The organism is Paracoccus sp. (in: a-proteobacteria) (assembly GCF_047605025.1).
GTDB lineage: Bacteria > Pseudomonadota > Alphaproteobacteria > Rhodobacterales > Rhodobacteraceae > Paracoccus.
Window position 1 is genome coordinate 1 of sequence record NZ_JASGGO010000018.1, and the last position, 15,715, is coordinate 15,715.

The following is a 15,715-nucleotide window of genomic DNA, read 5'->3' on the forward strand; positions in this document are numbered from 1 at the left end:
CGCACTCATGCCATGGAATTACAAACCCTGAACGGCCTCAACTCCGCGCTTACGTCGGTTGCCTCGCTGCTGGAAGCGGCGGGCATTATCCTGCGACAGAACACCAAGAGTTCCCCGCTGAAGGTGTGCGGCATGGCCTTGGCGAAACGGCGTGGGCCGGCCAAGGCGCTCGTCGGGGCGGCGCGGCGGCTGGCCGTGATCCTGCATCGAATGTGGATCGACGGCACGGAATACCGCTGGCAACCGCGGACCGCGCGAGCCGGCCTTCTGCATTCGCGCCAAGGCACGGATAAAGGCCCCGCGCAGGGACGGGTGGGCAGGTATAACCCCGAGCGAGGCTTGAACGCGGCCCATGCCGCGGTTCGCAAAAAGATTGGGATGCCTCTCCTTGCGACCCTATCATGAAGCGGCCCGGTGCCGACTTCGGAGAGAAGCAAGACACCTGCCGGGATCAACCGCCATGGGCGGTGAGGCAGTCACAAACACAGGCGGACTGCGAACCCAGGTTGAAGGTGCTTTGAGCCCTTATCAGTGGTAGACCACTCCCGGCCCCAATATCTCAAACCCCTTTATCTCAAACTCATACATGCCCGAGCGGTCTGCCTTCTCGGCTCTCGCGATCAGCTTGCCCTCAGAGTCCCGAAAAACGGCGTGAGCAGAATGAATTGCCCGATAGCAGTGCGTTCCGTCCGGGTAGGTATACTTCAGCATTCCTCGGCCTCCGATTCGAACTACAGATAGCAGATCGTTCTTGAAGTGTTTCCATTGCCTCACGGCCTGTCAATGGCTGCTTCGTCCCGCGAAGCAGACCACAAGATCATAGTTGTTGACTGACATACCCCCAATAGAGAAAGCCCCGCGGGAGCGGATCCCGCGGGGCGTTTCGTGTGACGTTTCGCGTGGTGGGGATCAGGCCAGCGAGCTGTCGATACCCTTGCAGGCCGAGACAAGACCCTTCACCGCATCGACCGATTTGTCGAACATGGCCTTTTCTTCGTCTTGCAGGTCGATCGCGATGACCTTCTCGATGCCGTTCGCGCCGATCACGGTCGGCACGCCCACATACAGCCCCTCCAGCCCATAGGCGCCATCCACATAGGCGGCGCAGGGCAGGACGCGCTTCTGATCCTTGAGATAGGCTTCCGCCATCTCGATGGCCGAGGTCGCGGGCGCGTAATAGGCCGAGCCGGTCTTCAGCAGGCCGACGATCTCGGCGCCGCCGTCGCGGGTGCGCTGAACGATGGCGTCCAGTTTCTCCTGCGTGGTCCAGCCCATCTTGACCAGATCGGGCAGCGGGATGCCGGCGACGGTGGAATAGCGGGTCAGCGGCACCATGGTGTCGCCATGGCCGCCCAGCACGAAGGCCGTCACGTCGCGCATCGAGACGCCGAATTCCAGCGACAGGAAATGGCGGAAGCGGGCCGAATCGAGCACGCCGGCCATGCCCACGACCTTCTCATGCGGCAGGCCGCTGAACTCGCGCAGCGCCCAGACCATCGCGTCCAGCGGGTTGGTGATGCAGATCACGAAGGCGTTCGGGGCGTGCTTGGCAATGCCTTCGCCCACGGATTTCATGACCTTGAGGTTGATGCCCAGCAGGTCGTCGCGGCTCATGCCCGGCTTGCGCGGCACGCCGGCGGTCACGATGCAGACATCCACGCCCGCGATGTCGGCATAGTCGTTCGCGCCGCGCAGGGCGGCGTCGAAGCCTTCGGACGGGCCGGACTGGGCGATGTCCAGGGCCTTGCCCTGGGGCGTGCCCTCGGCGATGTCGAACAGGATGACATCACCCAGTTCCTTCATCGCGGCCAGGTGCGCCAGCGTGCCGCCGATCTGCCCCGCGCCGATGAGCGCGATCTTGGGTCGGGCCATTGTAACCTCCGATTTCCATGATGTTCGGCCGGTTGGGTAGCTGCTGGAAGGGAAAATCGCAAGCCCGGCCAGTCGCATCGCCGTGATTTCACCGGGCTTGCCGCCGCGATTTTACGCAGTTAGCGATAGCAGTCGGGATTGAGGCGCGGCTAGGTCGCGCCGGGCCGGCCCCAGGACAAGGAGAAGCGCGATGGGATTGGATCTTTCCGGCTGGGTTCTGGCCTGGATCGCGGCCTTCGCGGTCGGCATGTCGAAGGGCGGGCTGGCGATGGTCGGCATGATCGCGGTGCCGCTGATGGCGCTGGTGATGTCGCCGGTCCAGGCGGCGGGCATCCTGCTGCCGGTCTATGTCGTCTCGGATATCGGCGGGCTGATCGCCTTTCGCCGCAGCTTCGACCGCCGCGTGCTGGCGACGCTGCTGCCCGGCGCGGTGGCCGGGATCGCCCTGGGCTGGGCCACGGCGCATGTGGTCGATGACCGCATGGTGGGCCTGATCGTCGGCGTGATCGGCCTGGCCTTCGCCCTGAACGCGCTGCTGCGGCCGGGCCGGGGCGCCCGAGGCCGCGCGCCCGGCTGGGGCCGGGGCAGCTTCTGGGGGATGCTGGCGGGCTATACCAGCTTCGTCAGCCATTCCGGCGCGCCGCCCTATCAGATCTATGCGCAGCCGCTGGGCCTGCCGCCGCTGCGCTTCGCCGGCACCACGACGATCTTTTTCGCCATCTGCAACGCGGTGAAGCTGATCCCCTATGCGGCGCTGGGGCAATTGTCGCTGCACAATCTCTCGGTCGCGCTGGTGCTGATGGTGCCGGGCGTGTCGGGTGTGCTGGCGGGGCTATGGCTGCTGAAGCGCATGTCCGCCGATTTCTTCTATCGCTTCATCACCTGGGCGCTGGTGCTGGTTTCGGCCAAGCTGATCTGGGACGCGCTGTAACGCTGCGGCGCGGCGAAACGGTCTTGTCACTCGGAACTTTTCAGGGCAGGTTCTCGCAACTTTATTGCTTGAGGACCGCATGACCCGTCCCTATCGCTCCGTTCTCTATATCCCCGCCGCCAATGCCCGTGCCATGGAAAAGGCCCAGGGGCTGGCCGCCGACGCCATCATCTTCGATCTTGAGGATGCGGTGGCGCCCGCCGAAAAGCAGCAGGCCCGAGAATTGCTGGGCCAGGCGCTGCTGAACGATTACGGTGGCCGGGCGCGGATCGTGCGGATCAATGGGCTGGATACGGAATGGTTCGACGGCGATGCGCGCGCCTTTGCTCATACCCTGGCCGGAACCGCCGACGCGGTGCTGATCCCCAAGGTCAGCCGCGCGACCGACCTGGACCGCGTTGCCGCGCTGATTCCCAATGCGCCGCTTTGGGCGATGATGGAGACGGCCGAGGGCATGCTGAACGCGGCCGAGATCGCCGCGCATCCGCGTCTGGCCGGCATGGTCATGGGCACGAACGACCTGGCGAAAGAGCTTGGCTCGCGCTTCCGGTCCGACCGGCTGGCGATGATGGCGGGGCTGGGTCTGTGCCTTCTGGCCGCGCGGGCGCATAGGCGGGTGGTCGTGGACGGGGTCTTCAACGCCTTCAAGGACGAAGAGGGCCTGCGCGCGGAATGCGTCCAGGGCCGCGACATGGGTTTCGACGGCAAGACCCTGATCCATCCCGCCCAGCTTGCCGTCGCGAACGAGGTCTTCGCGCCGTCCGAGGACGAGATCGCCCTGTCGCGCCGCCAGATCGAGGCATTCGCCGAGGCCAAGGCGCAGGGCAAGGGCGTTGCCGTGGTCGATGGCCGCATCGTCGAGAACCTGCATGTCGAGACCGCCCGCGCCACCCTGGCCAAGGCCGAGGCGATTGCGCGACTGGCCGGCTAGGCGCAACCTGCTGACAGACGCATCCAGCAGGAGAAAAGCCAGATGACGATCCTGATCCTTGGCGTGGCTCTGTGGTGGGGCGCGCATTTCTTCAAGCGGCTCGCGCCCCGCGCCCGCGCCCGGCTGGGCGACAAGGGCAGGGGGCTGGTCGCCGGCGCGCTGATCGCCGCGATCGTCCTGATGATCGTCGGCTATCGCATGGCGGACGGGCCTTACTGGTGGGGCGTCTCGGCGCCGCTCAAGGGGATCAACAACCTGCTGGTGCTGGGGGCCTTCTACCTGTTCGCGGCGGACGGGATGAAGACGCGGATCGCGGCCCGCATCCGCCACCCGCAATTGACGGGTTTCGCGCTTTGGGCCGGGGCGCATATGCTGGTCAATGGCGACCTGCCGAGCCTCGTGCTGTTCGGTGGGCTGCTGGCCTGGGCGCTGGCCGAGATGGCGGCCCTGAACCGCGCCGCGTCGGCCTGGGTGCCGCCCTCGGGGCCGTTCCCGATGCGCCGCGAAATCATGGCCGCCGTCGGCGCGGTCGTCCTGTTGCTGGTCGTGGGCCTGATCCACCGCTGGTTCGGCTACAACCCGTTCGGGAGTTGAGGGAAACATGCCAAGGATCTATCGCCTGCTGACCGAGGACGACACCTCGGATTTCTGCCACAAGGTCAGCCTGGCGCTGTCCAGGGGCTGGGACCTGCATGGTTCCCCCGCGATGGCCTTCGACGCGGCGCGCGGCGTGATGCGCTGCGCCCAGGCCGTGACCAAGGACATCGCCGACGATTACCATCCCGATATGAAACTGGGGCAGCAATGAGCAAGACCAATCCGGGCCGCTTCTTCGAGGATTACCAGCTTGGCCAGGTGATCCGCCACGCCGTTCCCCGCACCGTGGCCGAAGGGGAAAGGGCGCTTTACCACGCGCTTTATCCGGCACGGCACGCGATCTATTCCTCGGACGAGTTCGCGGCCGCCTGCGGGCTGGACGGCTCGCCCATGGATGACCTGATCGCGTTCCATACCGTGTTCGGCAAGACCGTGCCCGATATCAGCCTGAACGCGGTCGCCAATCTGGGCTATGCCGAGGGCCGCTGGCTGCGCCCGGTCTGGCCCGGCGACACGCTGCGCGCGGAATCCGAGGTGATCGGGCTTAAGCAGAACTCGAACGGCAGATCCGGCGTGGTCCATGTCCGCACCCGCGGCCTGAACCAGATGGGCGAGGTCGTGCTGGAATATGTCCGCTGGGTCATGGTGCGCAAGCGCGACGAATCCGCCCCCGCGCCGGAAGCCCTGCTGCCCGATCTGGCCAGGGTCGTGCCGCCCGAAGCCCTGGTCGTCCCCGAGGGGCTGGATTTCAGCGCCTATGATTTCGAACTGGCCGGAGAGCCGCATCGTTGGGGCGATTACGCGGTGGGCGAGATCATCGACCATGTGGACGGCGTCACCATCGAAGAGGCCGAGCACATGCTGGCGACCCGCCTGTGGCAGAACACCGCCAAGGTGCATTTCGACGCCACCTTCCGCGAGGATGGCAGGCGGCTGATCTATGGCGGCCATGTCATCAGCCTGGCCCGCGCCCTGTCCTTCAACGGGCTGGCGAATGCGCAGATGATCGTGGCGCTGAACGGCGGGGCGCATGCCAATCCCTGCTTCGCGGGCGATACCGTGCGCGCCTGGTCCGAGGTGCTGGACAAGGCCCCGACCCAGGTGCCCGGCATCGGCGCGATCCGGCTGCGGCTGGTCGCGCATAAAGGGGCGGCCGGTGATCGGGGGCTGAAGGACGAGGCGGGGAAATATCTGCCGCATGTGCTTCTGGACCTGGACCTGTGGGCCTTGATGCCGGTCTAGGCCAAAGATGGGGGGAGGGATTCGATGCCTGAACGGGTAAGGCATTTCCGGGTAAAACTCTCGGAAAACAGGGATTATCCAAGGACTTCGGCGTCGGAGGGTGCCGTTAGCGCAATCAGTCCGCCGGACTGTGATCACGGGCCGGGATTGCGTGATCACAAAGCGGAAAAATTGACCAGTTTCAGGGTTCCGTCTGGTCTCGGCCCGTGACAGATGCGACAAAACGACTAGAAGCAGACCCAAAATCTCGGCCAGCCCTTGCCGCCAGCCAAAGCTGCGCAATGCGATGCAAGGGCCTTTGATACGCAGGAGAGCGCACCATGGCTGACGTCAACCGGGGTAACCGGCCGCTGTCACCGCATTTGCAGGTTTATCGCCTGCCCATCGCCGCCGTCACCTCGATCATGACCCGCATCACCGGGCATGCGCTGGTGGCGGGCATCGTCCTGATCGTCTGGTGGCTGGTCGCCGCCGTCAGCTCGCCCGGCGCCTTCGCCTGCGCGGATTGGGTGATGCGGTCCTGGATCGGCTTCATCGTGCTGACCGGCTCGATGTGGGCCTTGTGGTATCACCTGCTGGCGGGGCTGCGGCACCTGTTTTACGACGCGGGCTATGGTTTCGAGATCGCCGAAGCCAAGAAGTCCAGCTATGCGCTGATCGCCGGCTCGGTCGGGCTGGCGCTGCTGACCCTGATCATCTTCTTTGTGTTCTGAGGCCCGGACATGCGTTTCATTACCCCGTTGAAAGCCGCCGAGGGTCTCGGCTCGGCCCATTCCGGCACCAAGCATCACTGGGCCATGACCGTCTCGGCCGTGGCGCTGCTGATCCTGACGCCGCTTTTCATGATCACCGTCGCGCGCGCCATCGGCCTGCCGCGCGAACTGGTCCTGGCCTATTTCGCGCGCCCGTTGCCGGCGCTGATCACCGCGCTTTTCGTGATCGTGGGCATGCTGCACTTCATCAAGGGCACGCGCATCATGATCGACGACTATTTCCAGGGCGCGACGCGCAAGGGCGCGATCATCTTCTCCGTCATCTTCGGCTGGGCGGTCATCGCCGCCGCCGTCTACGCGCTGGCCCGCATGGGCCTGGGCGCGATCATCGTTCTCTGAGGTTTCGCCATGGCTGCTTACAAATACGAAACGCACGATTATGACGTGGTTGTCGTGGGCGCCGGCGGGGCTGGCCTGCGCGCGACGCTGGGCATGGCCGAACAGGGCCTGCGCACCGCCTGCGTGACCAAGGTGTTCCCGACCCGCAGCCATACCGTGGCGGCGCAGGGCGGCATCGCCGCCAGCCTGTCGAACATGGGGCCGGACAACTGGCAGTGGCACATGTATGACACCGTCAAGGGCTCGGACTGGTTGGGTGACACCGACGCGATGGAATACCTGGCGCGCGAGGCGCCCAAGGCCGTCTACGAGCTGGAACATTACGGCGTGCCGTTTTCGCGCACCGAAGAGGGCAAGATCTATCAGCGCCCCTTCGGCGGCCATACCACCGAATTCGGCGAAGGCCCGCCGGTGCAGCGCACCTGCGCCGCCGCCGACCGCACCGGCCACGCCATCCTGCACACGCTTTATGGCCAGTCGCTGAAGGAAAAGGCCGAGTTCTTCATCGAATATTTCGCGCTGGACCTGATCATCACCGATGACCGCTGCACCGGCGTCGTGTGCTGGAAGCTGGATGACGGCACCATGCATATCTTCAACGCCAAGATGGTGGTGCTGGCGACGGGCGGATATGGGCGGGCCTATTTCAGCGCGACCAGCGCCCATACCTGCACCGGCGACGGCGGCGGCATGGTGGCGCGCGCGGGCCTGCCCTTGCAGGATATGGAATTCGTGCAGTTCCACCCGACCGGCATCTATGGCTCGGGCTGCCTGATCACCGAGGGCGCGCGCGGCGAAGGCGGCTACCTGACGAATAGCGAGGGCGAGCGGTTCATGGAACGCTACGCGCCGACCTACAAGGACCTGGCCTCGCGCGATGTGGTGTCGCGCTGCATCACGCTGGAGATCCGCGAGGGTCGCGGCGTGGGCGAGCACAAGGACCACATGTTCCTGAACCTTCAGCACTTGCCGCCGGAAAGCCTGCACGAGCGCCTGCCGGGCATTTCCGAATCGGCCAGGATCTTCGCCGGCGTCGATGTCACGCGTGAGCCGATCCCGATCCTGCCGACGGTGCATTACAACATGGGCGGCATTCCCACGAACTACTGGGGCGAGGTGCTGAACCCGACCGAGGAAAGCCCGGATCGCATCTTCCCCGGCCTGATGGCGGTGGGCGAGGCCGGCTGCGCCAGCGTGCATGGCGCGAACCGGCTGGGCTCGAACTCGTTGATCGACCTGGTGGTGTTCGGCCGCGCCGCCGCGATCCGCGCGGGGCAGGTGATCGACCGCAAATCGGCGATCCCGTCCACCAACCAGGCCGCCGTCGACGCGATCATGGAGCGGTTCGACCGTATCCGCTTTGCCGACGGCTCGGTCCCGACCGCCGAGTTGCGGCTTGAGATGCAGCGCACCATGCAGGCTGACGCCGCCGTGTTCCGCACCGACAAGACCCTGGCCGAGGGCATGGGCAAGATGCAGGTCATCGCGGCCAAGCTGAACGATGTGAAGGTCACCGACCGCAGCCTGATCTGGAACAGCGACCTGATGGAGACGCTGGAACTGACCAACCTGATGCCGAACGCGCTGGCCACCATCGTCGCGGCCGAGGCGCGCAAGGAAAGCCGTGGCGCCCACGCGCATGAGGACTGGCCCAATCGCGATGACGCCAACTGGCGCAAGCACTCTCTTGCCTGGATCGAGGGCAACGATGTTAAGCTGGCCTATCGGCCCGTCCATCTTGACCCGCTGACCACGCAGGACGAGGGCGGGATCGACCTTAAGAAGATCGCACCAAAGGCGAGGGTTTACTGATGCGTCTTTCCCTGATCCTGCCCGTCTCGATGGGCCTTGCCACGCTGGCCTTGTCGGGCTGCGTGGTGCAAAGCCCGGCCAGCATCGCGCCCGGGCCGGTGCCGGTGCCGCCGGTGGCCGCGCCCAATCCCGACATCGCCGTGCGGAATTCCGCGCGGGTGGTGGTCAACCGCGAGATGGCGCGGCGTCTGCCGGGGGCGAACGTGGCACCCTATACCGATTGCGTGATGCAGAACGCGACCACGGCCGAGATGGCTGGGATCGCCGATGCCGCCGATCCCAGCGGCGCGGTGGCCGCCGTCGTCGGCCGTCCGGCGACGACGCAATGCATCGCCGGGGCCGCCGCCGCGGCCAAGCGGACCGTCTGACATGACCGGGCGCGGCGCGCTTCCGCTTCTGGGGCTGGCTTTGCCGGCGCTGGTGGCCTGCGCGCCGCTTTCCGTCGATCAGGCCGAGCGGGTCTGCCTGGACCAGGCCCGCGACGCGACCGGGCCGCGCACCGAAATGGGCATGGGAATCGGCTCGGGCGGCTATCGCGGGGGTTTTGTCCAGGTCGGCCTGTCCTCGGACTACATCATGGGGCGCGATCCCTCGAAGGTCTTCGCGGATTGCGTTCAGCGCCGCTCGGGGCAGAAGCCCACGCGTCCGCTTTACGACCAACCGGGGTGGGGTGCGCGCTGATGTCCCAGGCCCCTCGCCGATTGCTGGTCCATGTCGGACTGCCCAAGACCGGCTCGACCTCGTTCCATCACTATATCAAGCGCAATGCCCAGGTCCTGGCCAAGGATCTGGTGATCCCGAACGAGCTGATCGGCATCCCGATGCGCCCCATCGGGCGCGCGGCCATCGCCTATAGCCTGTCGCCCGACGCCCCGCGCGAGGCGGATCTGCGCGGCGCCTTCGCCGATCTGTTGGCCGCGCTGCCGGATAACGGCTTGCCGGTCCTGCTGACGCATGAGAACCTGGCCGGCGCGATGCCCGGCAATGGCGGCGAGACGCGGCTTTTCCCGATGCTGCCACGGATCGCGGCGATTCTGACCGAGATGGCGCCGGGCTTCGACCCGCATTTCGCCTATTACAGCCGCCCGATGCCGGCCTGGCGGGAAAGCGTCTGGGCGCAGGCGGTGCGCACGGACGGCTATTGCCGGACCTTGCCCGAATTCCTGGCCGAGACGGCGGCCCTGGAAACCGGCCCGGATGCCGGCTGGGACGCCCTGACCGCGCGGCTGGCAGCCCGGATCGGCGCGGATCGCGTGACCCGCCTGCCGCTTGAGGAGGAGCGCGATCCCCTGCGCCCCGGCCATGCGCTGCTGCGGCTGGCGGGCCTTGCGCCGGGCATGCTGGCGGCTTTGGCGCCGCTGGAGCAGCCCGCGATGGCCCGGCTGAACGCGGGTGCCCTGGAATTCCTGCGCCAGGTCAACGCGGCGCCCCTGAACCCCCATGCTCGGGACAAGGTCGTCCGCCTTGTCGCCCGCTGCCAACCCTTGTTCAACGCTGATTTTCGGCCCCAAGGAAACCTCTCATAGGAGCTACCCAATGGTCCAACTTACCCTTCCCAAGAACAGCCGCATGCGGGTCGGCAAGACCTGGCCCAAGCCCGAGGGAGCCAAGAACACCCGCCGCTTCAACATCTATCGCTGGGACCCGGATACCGGCGAGAATCCTCGGATCGACACCTATTTCATCGATCTGGACAAATGCGGCCCGATGGTTCTGGACGCGCTGATCAAGATCAAGAACGAGATCGACCCGACGCTGACCTTCCGCCGCTCTTGCCGCGAGGGGATCTGCGGCTCCTGCGCGATGAATATCGACGGCGGCAACCATCTAGCCTGCATCTATGGCATTGATGAGGTCAAGGGCGACGTGAACATCTATCCGCTGCCGCATATGGCCGTGGTCAAGGATCTGATCCCCGACCTGACGCATTTCTATGCCCAGCACGCCTCGGTCCAGCCATATCTGATCACCGAAAGCCCGACTCCGGCCAAGGAATGGCGCCAGTCGATCGAGGATCGCAGGAAGCTGGATGGTCTTTATGAATGCGTGATGTGCGCGTCCTGTTCGACCTCGTGCCCCAGCTACTGGTGGAACGGCGACCGCTACCTGGGTCCGGCGGCCTTGCTGCACGCCTATCGCTGGATCATCGATTCGCGCGATGAGGCCACGGGCGAGCGGCTGGATTCGCTTGAGGATCCCTTCAAGCTTTACCGCTGCCACACGATCATGAACTGCACCAATACCTGTCCCAAGGGGCTGAACCCGGCCAAGGCCATCGCCTCGATCAAGCATATGATGGTGGACCGGATCGTCTGACCCGCGCGTGCGGTGCATGGGTGCCATGGGTTTTACGCCGCGACGCAGCACTGGAATTTGCTGCGTCGCGGCGTTATCTGTCGGGGCGGGGGGAATGACATTCGACCCCGGAGAGACAGATGACGCCCAAGAACATGCCGGCCGTTCCAAAGCCCGCCGCCGACCGCGAAGCCGCCGAGGCGCTGGCCGTGCTGGATCAGATGTATGGCTATTTCAGCTTCGAGATTGCCGAGCCCGCGAAATTGCGCCGGGCCGCCTGAGGCTTATCCCCGCTTGATCTGAAGCGCGGTCTTCGGAGCCGCGTTTTTCGCCGCGCCCGGCGTCCGGGCGGGATGGCGGCGCGGATGCATGGGTATTTGGAAAACGAAGAAGGGCCGAACTGGATCCCGGCGGGTGCCTGGATTCTTCATGCATGTGAAACCTATTCTCGACGGGGTGATTGCGGGTGCCTCTTTGGCGCCGATCCTGAATTTCTGTGCGGGCGGTATGTCGCGAGATCGTGAGCGGGCCGCTTAATTCGGGGGCGGATAGCCGTCGAGGGGCGGTGTCGGCGTTGGCGGTGGTATCGCGATGTTGTCGGCGCGGGGCTGGCCCGCGTTGCCCAAGCCATGGTTGCCTGGACCTTATGCGCGTGGGAGCGGCCAGGGCATGTTCCGGGCGGGCTTATCCGGCGGAGCATCGAATATGGGCCTGCGAGCATCGGTCTGCCGCCAGTCGCGGGCGGCGTGCTTTGGTGGCTGGACCGTTCGGGCGGGCCATGGGCTGGCTAGGCAGGGTCCAAGGCGCCGCCGGAGGCCGCGGGTTGTTTCGTCCGCCGCGTCCAGGGGCGTCTGGCCTGTCCAGGGAATGCGGCGCGAACCTTCTCCGCCGCGGATCGGTAGGCATATCGTGACCGCATCCGGCCCAGTTTGGGACGCAGCGCATGCGCTAGAGTTCCAGCGGGGTCATCACCTCGGGTTCGATGACATCGACGCCGGGCAGGCCCGCGCGCAGGGCGTCGGCACTTTGTTCGAGCAGCGGGAAGGTCTTGTAGTGGCAGGGCACCACCGTCTTGAAGTCGAAATATCTTTTCGCGGCCCAGGCGGCGCGCTTCATGTCCATGGTGAAATGGCCGCCGGCGCAGAGGATGCCGATATCGGGCCGGTGATATTCGCCCATCCATTCCATGTCCGCCATGATGTCGGTGTCGCCGGTGACATAGATCACATGCCCCTCTCCCGCGATCATGTAGCCGGATTCGTGGCCGGCATAGATCGGGCCCTCATTGCCTTCGATGGATGAGCTGTGGGTCGCGTTGACCATCGTGACCTTCGCGCCCCCCAGATCGACCGTGCCGCCCTTGTTGAAGCCGATCCCCTGGATGCCCTGATGCGTCTGCCAGGTCGAGATCAGGTCGTAGATGCCCACGACCGGGATCTTGAGTTCGCGGGCGATGGCCAGTGTGTCGCCGCTATGGTCGCCGTGCCCATGGGTCAGAAGCACATGGGTCGCGCCCTGGATCGCCTCGCCGCGCCGGTCCTCGGGGAAAACCGGGTTGCCCGAAAGCCAGGGGTCGATCAGGATCACCGCCTGTTCGATTTCAAGCCTGAAGCCGGAATGGCCGAGCCAGGTGAGTTTCATCGCGGGGACTCCTTTTCGCGTGACGCCCATATCCTGCCAAGGTCCGGGGTGGTCGTAAAGTTCCGGCGCCGCCATGGCTTGCCCCCTGGGGGCCGGCTTTGTAAAACCCGCCCAAGCGAAAGGAACCCCCATGGCTATTACTCAGGATGAGGCCCGCAAGGTCGCGCATCTGGCGCGCATCGCGGTCGAGGACGCGGACCTGCCGGCTTTGGCGCAGGAGCTGAACGGCATCCTGCATTTCATGGAGCAGTTGAACGAGGTCGATGTCGAGGGCGTCGAGCCGATGACCGGCGTTGAGCCGATGCGCCTGAAGCGGCGCGAGGATGTCGTCACCGATGGCGAGATCCAGGGCCTGATCCTGAAGAACGCGCCCGATGCGCGCGAGGGCTTCTTTGCCGTGCCGAAGGTGGTGGAATGAGCGATCTGAACCAATTGACCATCGCCGATGCCCGCGACGCGCTGGCCAAGGGCGAGACCACGGCGGTCGAACTGACCGAGGCATGTTTGTCGGCGATCGACGCCTCGGGCGCGCTGAACGCCTTTGTGCATAACACGCCCGAGAAGGCGCGCGAGATGGCCGAGGCCGCCGACGCCCGGATCAAGGCGGGCGCAGCGGCGCCGATGACGGGCATTCCGGTCGGCGTCAAGGATCTGTTCTGCGTGCGGGACGTGCCCTCGCAATCCGCCAGCCGCATCCTGGAGGGTTTCCTGCCGCAATACGAATCGACCGTGACCCGGAACCTTTGGGATCAGGGCGCGGTCATGCTGGGCAAGCTGAACCAGGACGAATTCGGCATGGGCTCATCGACCGAGAACAGCGTTTATGGCGCGACGGTCAACCCTTGGAAGCTGGAGGACGGCGTGGCCCGGACCTCGGGCGGTTCCTCGGGCGGCTCGGCGGCGGCGGTGGCGGCGGATCTGTGCCTGGGGGCGACTGCGACCGATACCGGCGGCTCGATCCGGCAGCCGGCGGCATTCACCGGCACCGTGGGGCTGCGCCCGACCTATGGCCGCGTCAGCCGCTGGGGCGTGATCGCCTATGCCAGTTCGCTGGATCAGGCCGGGCCGATCACCAAGACCGTGCGGGATGCCGCGATCATGCTGGGGGCCATGGCCTCGGTCGATCCCAGGGATTCGACCAGCGCCGACCGCCCGGTCCCGGATTACGAGGCCGCGCTGACCGGCGACATTCGCGGCAAGCGCATCGGCATTCCGCGCGAATACCGCATCGAGGGCCTGTCGGACGAAATCGACGCGCTGTGGTCGCAGACCGCCGCCATGCTGCGCGACGCCGGCGCCGAGATCGTCGACATCAGCCTGCCCCATGCGCGATACGCGCTGCCGGCCTATTATGTCATCGCGCCGGCCGAGGCTTCGTCCAATCTGGCGCGCTATGACGGCGTGCGCTATGGCCGCCGCGCCAAGCTGGGCGCGGGCGACGGCGTGGTCGAGATGTATGAAAAGACCCGTGCCGAGGGTTTCGGTCCCGAGGTGCAGCGACGTGTCATGATCGGCACCTATGTGCTGTCGGCGGGTTTCTACGATGCCTATTACAACCGCGCGCGCAAGGTCCGCGCGCTGATCAAGCGGGATTTCGATCTGGCCTATGCTGGCGGCATCGACGCGATCCTGGCGCCGACGACGCCAAGCGCGGCCTTCGCGCTGGGTTCGTCCGACAAGAGCAACCCGGTCGAGATGTATCTGAACGATGTCTTTACCGTGACGCTGAACCTTGCCGGTCTGCCGGGCATCTCGGTGCCGGTGGGGCTGGACGGGCAGGGCCTGCCTTTGGGGATGCAGTTGATCGGCCGTCCCTGGGAGGAAGGCGCGCTCTTGAACCTTGCGCAGGCGCTGGAATCTGCGGCAGGCTTCTTGGCGAAACCCAAACGCTGGTGGTGACCGGCCCCCTGGAGGCGAAGCGATGCGGAAACTGGTGATCTTCTTGGCGCCGCTGCTGGCTCTGGCGTCCTGCGGCGAGAATGGCGGCTGGAATCCGAATTACAGCGCCATGCATAACGGCTCGGGTTACGCTGGATATATGAACCAGCGCGAGGCCGCCTTGCAGGGCAGGGGCGCGGTGCCGCCGGTAATCCCGGTCGAACTGCCGGCGCAGGCGCCGACGGCCACGGATCTTTCCGGCCTGCCGATCTGGAAGCAGCCGGGCGGGGGCAAGGCGCAGCGCGTGGTGGTCGCGCCCGATCTGCGCGGCTATGCGCGTCGCGAGCGGCAGGCGCCGGGAACCGAGGTCTATCGGCGCACGGGCGGCACGGGCGCGGCGGCGTCGCGAAACTGCGCGGGCTATCCTTCGGCGGATGCGGCGCAGCGGGCGTTCATCGCGGCGGGCGGGCCGGTCCTGGACCCGCGTGGCATGGACCCGGACGGCGATGGTTTCGCCTGCGGCTGGGATCCGCGCCCGCTGCGGTGAGCCTGTCGCCCAATCATGGCGACCGGCGCGGGCAGCGGCCCGAACTGGTCGTGATCCATTACACCGGCATGGCGGATGGCGCCTCGGCCCGCGCGCGGCTTTGCGATCCGCTTGCCGAGGTCTCGGCGCATTGGCTGATCCATGAGGATGGCCGGAGCGAGGCCCTGGTCCCCGAGGACCGCCGCGCCTGGCATGCGGGCGCGGGCGCTTGGCAGGGGCGCGGGGACGTGAACTCGCGCAGCATCGGCATCGAACTGGTCAATCCTGGCGACCGCCCTTTCCCCGAACCGCAGATGGCCGCGCTGGAGGGGCTTCTGCGCGGGATCATGGCGCGCTGGAGCATCGTGCCGGCGGGGGTCATCGGCCATTCCGACATGGCTCCCGGACGCAAGATCGATCCAGGCCCGCGCTTCGACTGGCGCCGGCTGGCGTTGCAGGGGCTGGCGATCTGGCCTTCAAGGTCCGGTCCCGACCTGCCGCTGGAAGACAGCCTGACCCGGATCGGCTATCCTGACAGTCCCGTCCGGCTTGCGGCGTTCCGGTTGCGTTTTCGGCCTTGGGCGGAGGGACGGGAAACGCCCGAGGACAGACGATGCGCGGCGGGGGTGGCGTGCGAAGGATGAGAGTGCGGCGGGGGTAGCCAGGCGGCGCCGGTCGGATGGGGCGAAGGGCCGTTCGCAGGGGGCATTGGGGGTAGCGGGGACGAAGGGCCGCGAGAAACTCGTCGCGACATGGCGAACCGCCTGAGCTTGTGTCCGATTTTATTCGGAGCGCGCGGCTGGGGGCTTCGCCCCCGCGCGTTCCGCGCTCCCCCAGGATGTTCGGGCAAGAAAGACGGAGCCGGGGGTATGCGTTGT

19 protein-coding genes and 1 pseudogene are annotated in these 15,715 nt (G+C 66.2%); 18 read left to right on the forward strand and 2 right to left on the reverse strand.

Annotated elements, in window-relative coordinates:
* Nucleotides 1–405 (forward strand): annotated as a pseudogene (locus QM682_RS11400) (hypothetical protein); the annotation flags it as partial.
* A 504-nt stretch (nucleotides 406–909) separates the two neighbouring features.
* Here QM682_RS11400 and mdh read toward each other — a convergent pair.
* Complete coding sequence (mdh, locus tag QM682_RS11405) at nucleotides 910–1,872, reverse strand: malate dehydrogenase (protein ID WP_415129800.1); 963 nt, start codon at nucleotides 1,870–1,872, stop codon at nucleotides 910–912.
* Between the two features lie 190 nt (nucleotides 1,873–2,062).
* On the opposite strand from mdh, the gene QM682_RS11410 reads away from it, so the two are divergent.
* The 13 genes from QM682_RS11410 to QM682_RS11470 all read left to right on the forward strand — a co-directional run bounded on the left by QM682_RS11410 (nucleotide 2,063) and on the right by QM682_RS11470 (nucleotide 11,073).
* Nucleotides 2,063–2,803 (forward strand): sulfite exporter TauE/SafE family protein, encoded by a 741-nt coding sequence (locus QM682_RS11410; protein ID WP_415129802.1) that lies wholly within the window; start codon nucleotides 2,063–2,065, stop codon nucleotides 2,801–2,803.
* A 79-nt stretch (nucleotides 2,804–2,882) separates the two neighbouring features.
* Nucleotides 2,883–3,734, forward strand: coding sequence for an HpcH/HpaI aldolase/citrate lyase family protein (locus QM682_RS11415; protein ID WP_415129804.1), 852 nt, complete (start codon nucleotides 2,883–2,885; stop codon nucleotides 3,732–3,734).
* Nucleotides 3,735–3,776: 42 nt separating this feature from the next.
* Nucleotides 3,777–4,328, forward strand: a complete 552-nt coding sequence (locus QM682_RS11420) for an NnrU family protein (protein ID WP_415129806.1) — start codon at nucleotides 3,777–3,779, stop codon at nucleotides 4,326–4,328.
* 7 nt (nucleotides 4,329–4,335) lie between these two features.
* The gene (locus QM682_RS11425) at nucleotides 4,336–4,542 is read left to right on the forward strand and encodes a DUF1737 domain-containing protein (RefSeq protein ID WP_415129808.1); all 207 of its coding nucleotides are present in this window, start codon (nucleotides 4,336–4,338) and stop codon (nucleotides 4,540–4,542) included.
* Nucleotides 4,539–5,573 (forward strand): MaoC family dehydratase, encoded by a 1,035-nt coding sequence (locus tag QM682_RS11430; RefSeq protein WP_415129810.1) that lies wholly within the window; start codon nucleotides 4,539–4,541, stop codon nucleotides 5,571–5,573. The genes QM682_RS11425 and QM682_RS11430 overlap by 4 nt, the downstream gene beginning before the upstream one ends.
* Nucleotides 5,574–5,893: 320 nt before the next feature.
* On the forward strand, nucleotides 5,894–6,286 hold the full coding sequence (gene sdhC / locus QM682_RS11435; RefSeq protein ID WP_415129812.1) for a succinate dehydrogenase, cytochrome b556 subunit: 393 nt from the start codon (nucleotides 5,894–5,896) through the stop codon (nucleotides 6,284–6,286).
* A 9-nt stretch (nucleotides 6,287–6,295) separates the two neighbouring features.
* Entirely contained in the window at nucleotides 6,296–6,685 is a 390-nt protein-coding gene (locus QM682_RS11440) for a succinate dehydrogenase, hydrophobic membrane anchor protein (protein WP_415129814.1), read from the forward strand.
* Nucleotides 6,686–6,694: 9 nt separating this feature from the next.
* Nucleotides 6,695–8,497, forward strand: coding sequence for a succinate dehydrogenase flavoprotein subunit (sdhA, locus tag QM682_RS11445; RefSeq protein WP_415129816.1), 1,803 nt, complete (start codon nucleotides 6,695–6,697; stop codon nucleotides 8,495–8,497).
* Nucleotides 8,497–8,865, forward strand: a complete 369-nt coding sequence (locus tag QM682_RS11450; protein WP_415129817.1) for a hypothetical protein — start codon at nucleotides 8,497–8,499, stop codon at nucleotides 8,863–8,865. The genes sdhA and QM682_RS11450 overlap by 1 nt, the downstream gene beginning before the upstream one ends.
* A gap of 1 nt (nucleotide 8,866) precedes the next feature.
* The gene (locus tag QM682_RS11455; RefSeq protein WP_415129819.1) at nucleotides 8,867–9,178 is read left to right on the forward strand and encodes a hypothetical protein; all 312 of its coding nucleotides are present in this window, start codon (nucleotides 8,867–8,869) and stop codon (nucleotides 9,176–9,178) included.
* The gene (locus QM682_RS11460; protein WP_415129821.1) at nucleotides 9,178–10,023 is read left to right on the forward strand and encodes a hypothetical protein; all 846 of its coding nucleotides are present in this window, start codon (nucleotides 9,178–9,180) and stop codon (nucleotides 10,021–10,023) included. Before QM682_RS11455 ends, QM682_RS11460 begins: the two co-directional genes overlap by 1 nt.
* A gap of 10 nt (nucleotides 10,024–10,033) precedes the next feature.
* Nucleotides 10,034–10,813, forward strand: coding sequence for a succinate dehydrogenase iron-sulfur subunit (locus QM682_RS11465; protein WP_415129823.1), 780 nt, complete (start codon nucleotides 10,034–10,036; stop codon nucleotides 10,811–10,813).
* 119 nt (nucleotides 10,814–10,932) lie between these two features.
* Nucleotides 10,933–11,073: a hypothetical protein gene (locus tag QM682_RS11470; protein WP_415129825.1), complete on the forward strand. Its 141-nt coding sequence runs from the start codon at nucleotides 10,933–10,935 to the stop codon at nucleotides 11,071–11,073.
* A gap of 667 nt (nucleotides 11,074–11,740) precedes the next feature.
* On the opposite strand, the gene QM682_RS11475 is transcribed toward QM682_RS11470, so the two are convergent.
* Nucleotides 11,741–12,433, reverse strand: coding sequence for a metal-dependent hydrolase (locus QM682_RS11475; protein WP_415129827.1), 693 nt, complete (start codon nucleotides 12,431–12,433; stop codon nucleotides 11,741–11,743).
* 130 nt (nucleotides 12,434–12,563) lie between these two features.
* Between QM682_RS11475 and gatC the strand changes: the two genes are divergently transcribed.
* The 4 genes from gatC to QM682_RS11495 are packed head-to-tail and all read left to right on the forward strand — an operon-like array spanning nucleotide 12,564 to nucleotide 15,481.
* Nucleotides 12,564–12,851 (forward strand): Asp-tRNA(Asn)/Glu-tRNA(Gln) amidotransferase subunit GatC, encoded by a 288-nt coding sequence (gene gatC / locus QM682_RS11480; RefSeq protein ID WP_415129829.1) that lies wholly within the window; start codon nucleotides 12,564–12,566, stop codon nucleotides 12,849–12,851.
* The gene (gene gatA, locus QM682_RS11485) at nucleotides 12,848–14,332 is read left to right on the forward strand and encodes an Asp-tRNA(Asn)/Glu-tRNA(Gln) amidotransferase subunit GatA (protein ID WP_415129831.1); all 1,485 of its coding nucleotides are present in this window, start codon (nucleotides 12,848–12,850) and stop codon (nucleotides 14,330–14,332) included. The genes gatC and gatA overlap by 4 nt, the downstream gene beginning before the upstream one ends.
* 22 nt (nucleotides 14,333–14,354) lie before the next feature.
* Complete coding sequence (locus QM682_RS11490) at nucleotides 14,355–14,858, forward strand: hypothetical protein (protein WP_415129833.1); 504 nt, start codon at nucleotides 14,355–14,357, stop codon at nucleotides 14,856–14,858.
* Nucleotides 14,855–15,481: an N-acetylmuramoyl-L-alanine amidase gene (locus tag QM682_RS11495; protein ID WP_415129835.1), complete on the forward strand. Its 627-nt coding sequence runs from the start codon at nucleotides 14,855–14,857 to the stop codon at nucleotides 15,479–15,481. The genes QM682_RS11490 and QM682_RS11495 overlap by 4 nt, the downstream gene beginning before the upstream one ends.
* Nucleotides 15,482–15,715: the final 234 nt, after the last annotated feature.

Bases quoted from the DNA above. Each gene is read 5' to 3' on its own strand.
- QM682_RS11490 (WP_415129833.1), top strand. From the start codon at position 14,355: ATGCGGAAACTGGTGATCTTCTTGGCGCCGCTGCTGGCTCTGGCGTCC.
- QM682_RS11430 (WP_415129810.1), top strand. From the start codon at position 4,539: ATGAGCAAGACCAATCCGGGCCGCTTCTTCGAGGATTACCAGCTTGGC.
- QM682_RS11475 (WP_415129827.1), bottom strand. From the start codon at position 12,433: ATGAAACTCACCTGGCTCGGCCATTCCGGCTTCAGGCTTGAAATCGAA.
- QM682_RS11415 (WP_415129804.1), top strand. From the start codon at position 2,883: ATGACCCGTCCCTATCGCTCCGTTCTCTATATCCCCGCCGCCAATGCC.
- sdhC (WP_415129812.1), top strand. From the start codon at position 5,894: ATGGCTGACGTCAACCGGGGTAACCGGCCGCTGTCACCGCATTTGCAG.
- mdh (WP_415129800.1), bottom strand. From the start codon at position 1,872: ATGGCCCGACCCAAGATCGCGCTCATCGGCGCGGGGCAGATCGGCGGC.
- gatA (WP_415129831.1), top strand. From the start codon at position 12,848: ATGAGCGATCTGAACCAATTGACCATCGCCGATGCCCGCGACGCGCTG.
- QM682_RS11425 (WP_415129808.1), top strand. From the start codon at position 4,336: ATGCCAAGGATCTATCGCCTGCTGACCGAGGACGACACCTCGGATTTC.
- QM682_RS11420 (WP_415129806.1), top strand. From the start codon at position 3,777: ATGACGATCCTGATCCTTGGCGTGGCTCTGTGGTGGGGCGCGCATTTC.
- QM682_RS11455 (WP_415129819.1), top strand. From the start codon at position 8,867: ATGACCGGGCGCGGCGCGCTTCCGCTTCTGGGGCTGGCTTTGCCGGCG.
- gatC (WP_415129829.1), top strand. From the start codon at position 12,564: ATGGCTATTACTCAGGATGAGGCCCGCAAGGTCGCGCATCTGGCGCGC.
- QM682_RS11470 (WP_415129825.1), top strand. From the start codon at position 10,933: ATGACGCCCAAGAACATGCCGGCCGTTCCAAAGCCCGCCGCCGACCGC.
- QM682_RS11450 (WP_415129817.1), top strand. From the start codon at position 8,497: ATGCGTCTTTCCCTGATCCTGCCCGTCTCGATGGGCCTTGCCACGCTG.
- QM682_RS11465 (WP_415129823.1), top strand. From the start codon at position 10,034: ATGGTCCAACTTACCCTTCCCAAGAACAGCCGCATGCGGGTCGGCAAG.
- QM682_RS11460 (WP_415129821.1), top strand. From the start codon at position 9,178: ATGTCCCAGGCCCCTCGCCGATTGCTGGTCCATGTCGGACTGCCCAAG.
- sdhA (WP_415129816.1), top strand. From the start codon at position 6,695: ATGGCTGCTTACAAATACGAAACGCACGATTATGACGTGGTTGTCGTG.
- QM682_RS11410 (WP_415129802.1), top strand. From the start codon at position 2,063: ATGGGATTGGATCTTTCCGGCTGGGTTCTGGCCTGGATCGCGGCCTTC.
- QM682_RS11440 (WP_415129814.1), top strand. From the start codon at position 6,296: ATGCGTTTCATTACCCCGTTGAAAGCCGCCGAGGGTCTCGGCTCGGCC.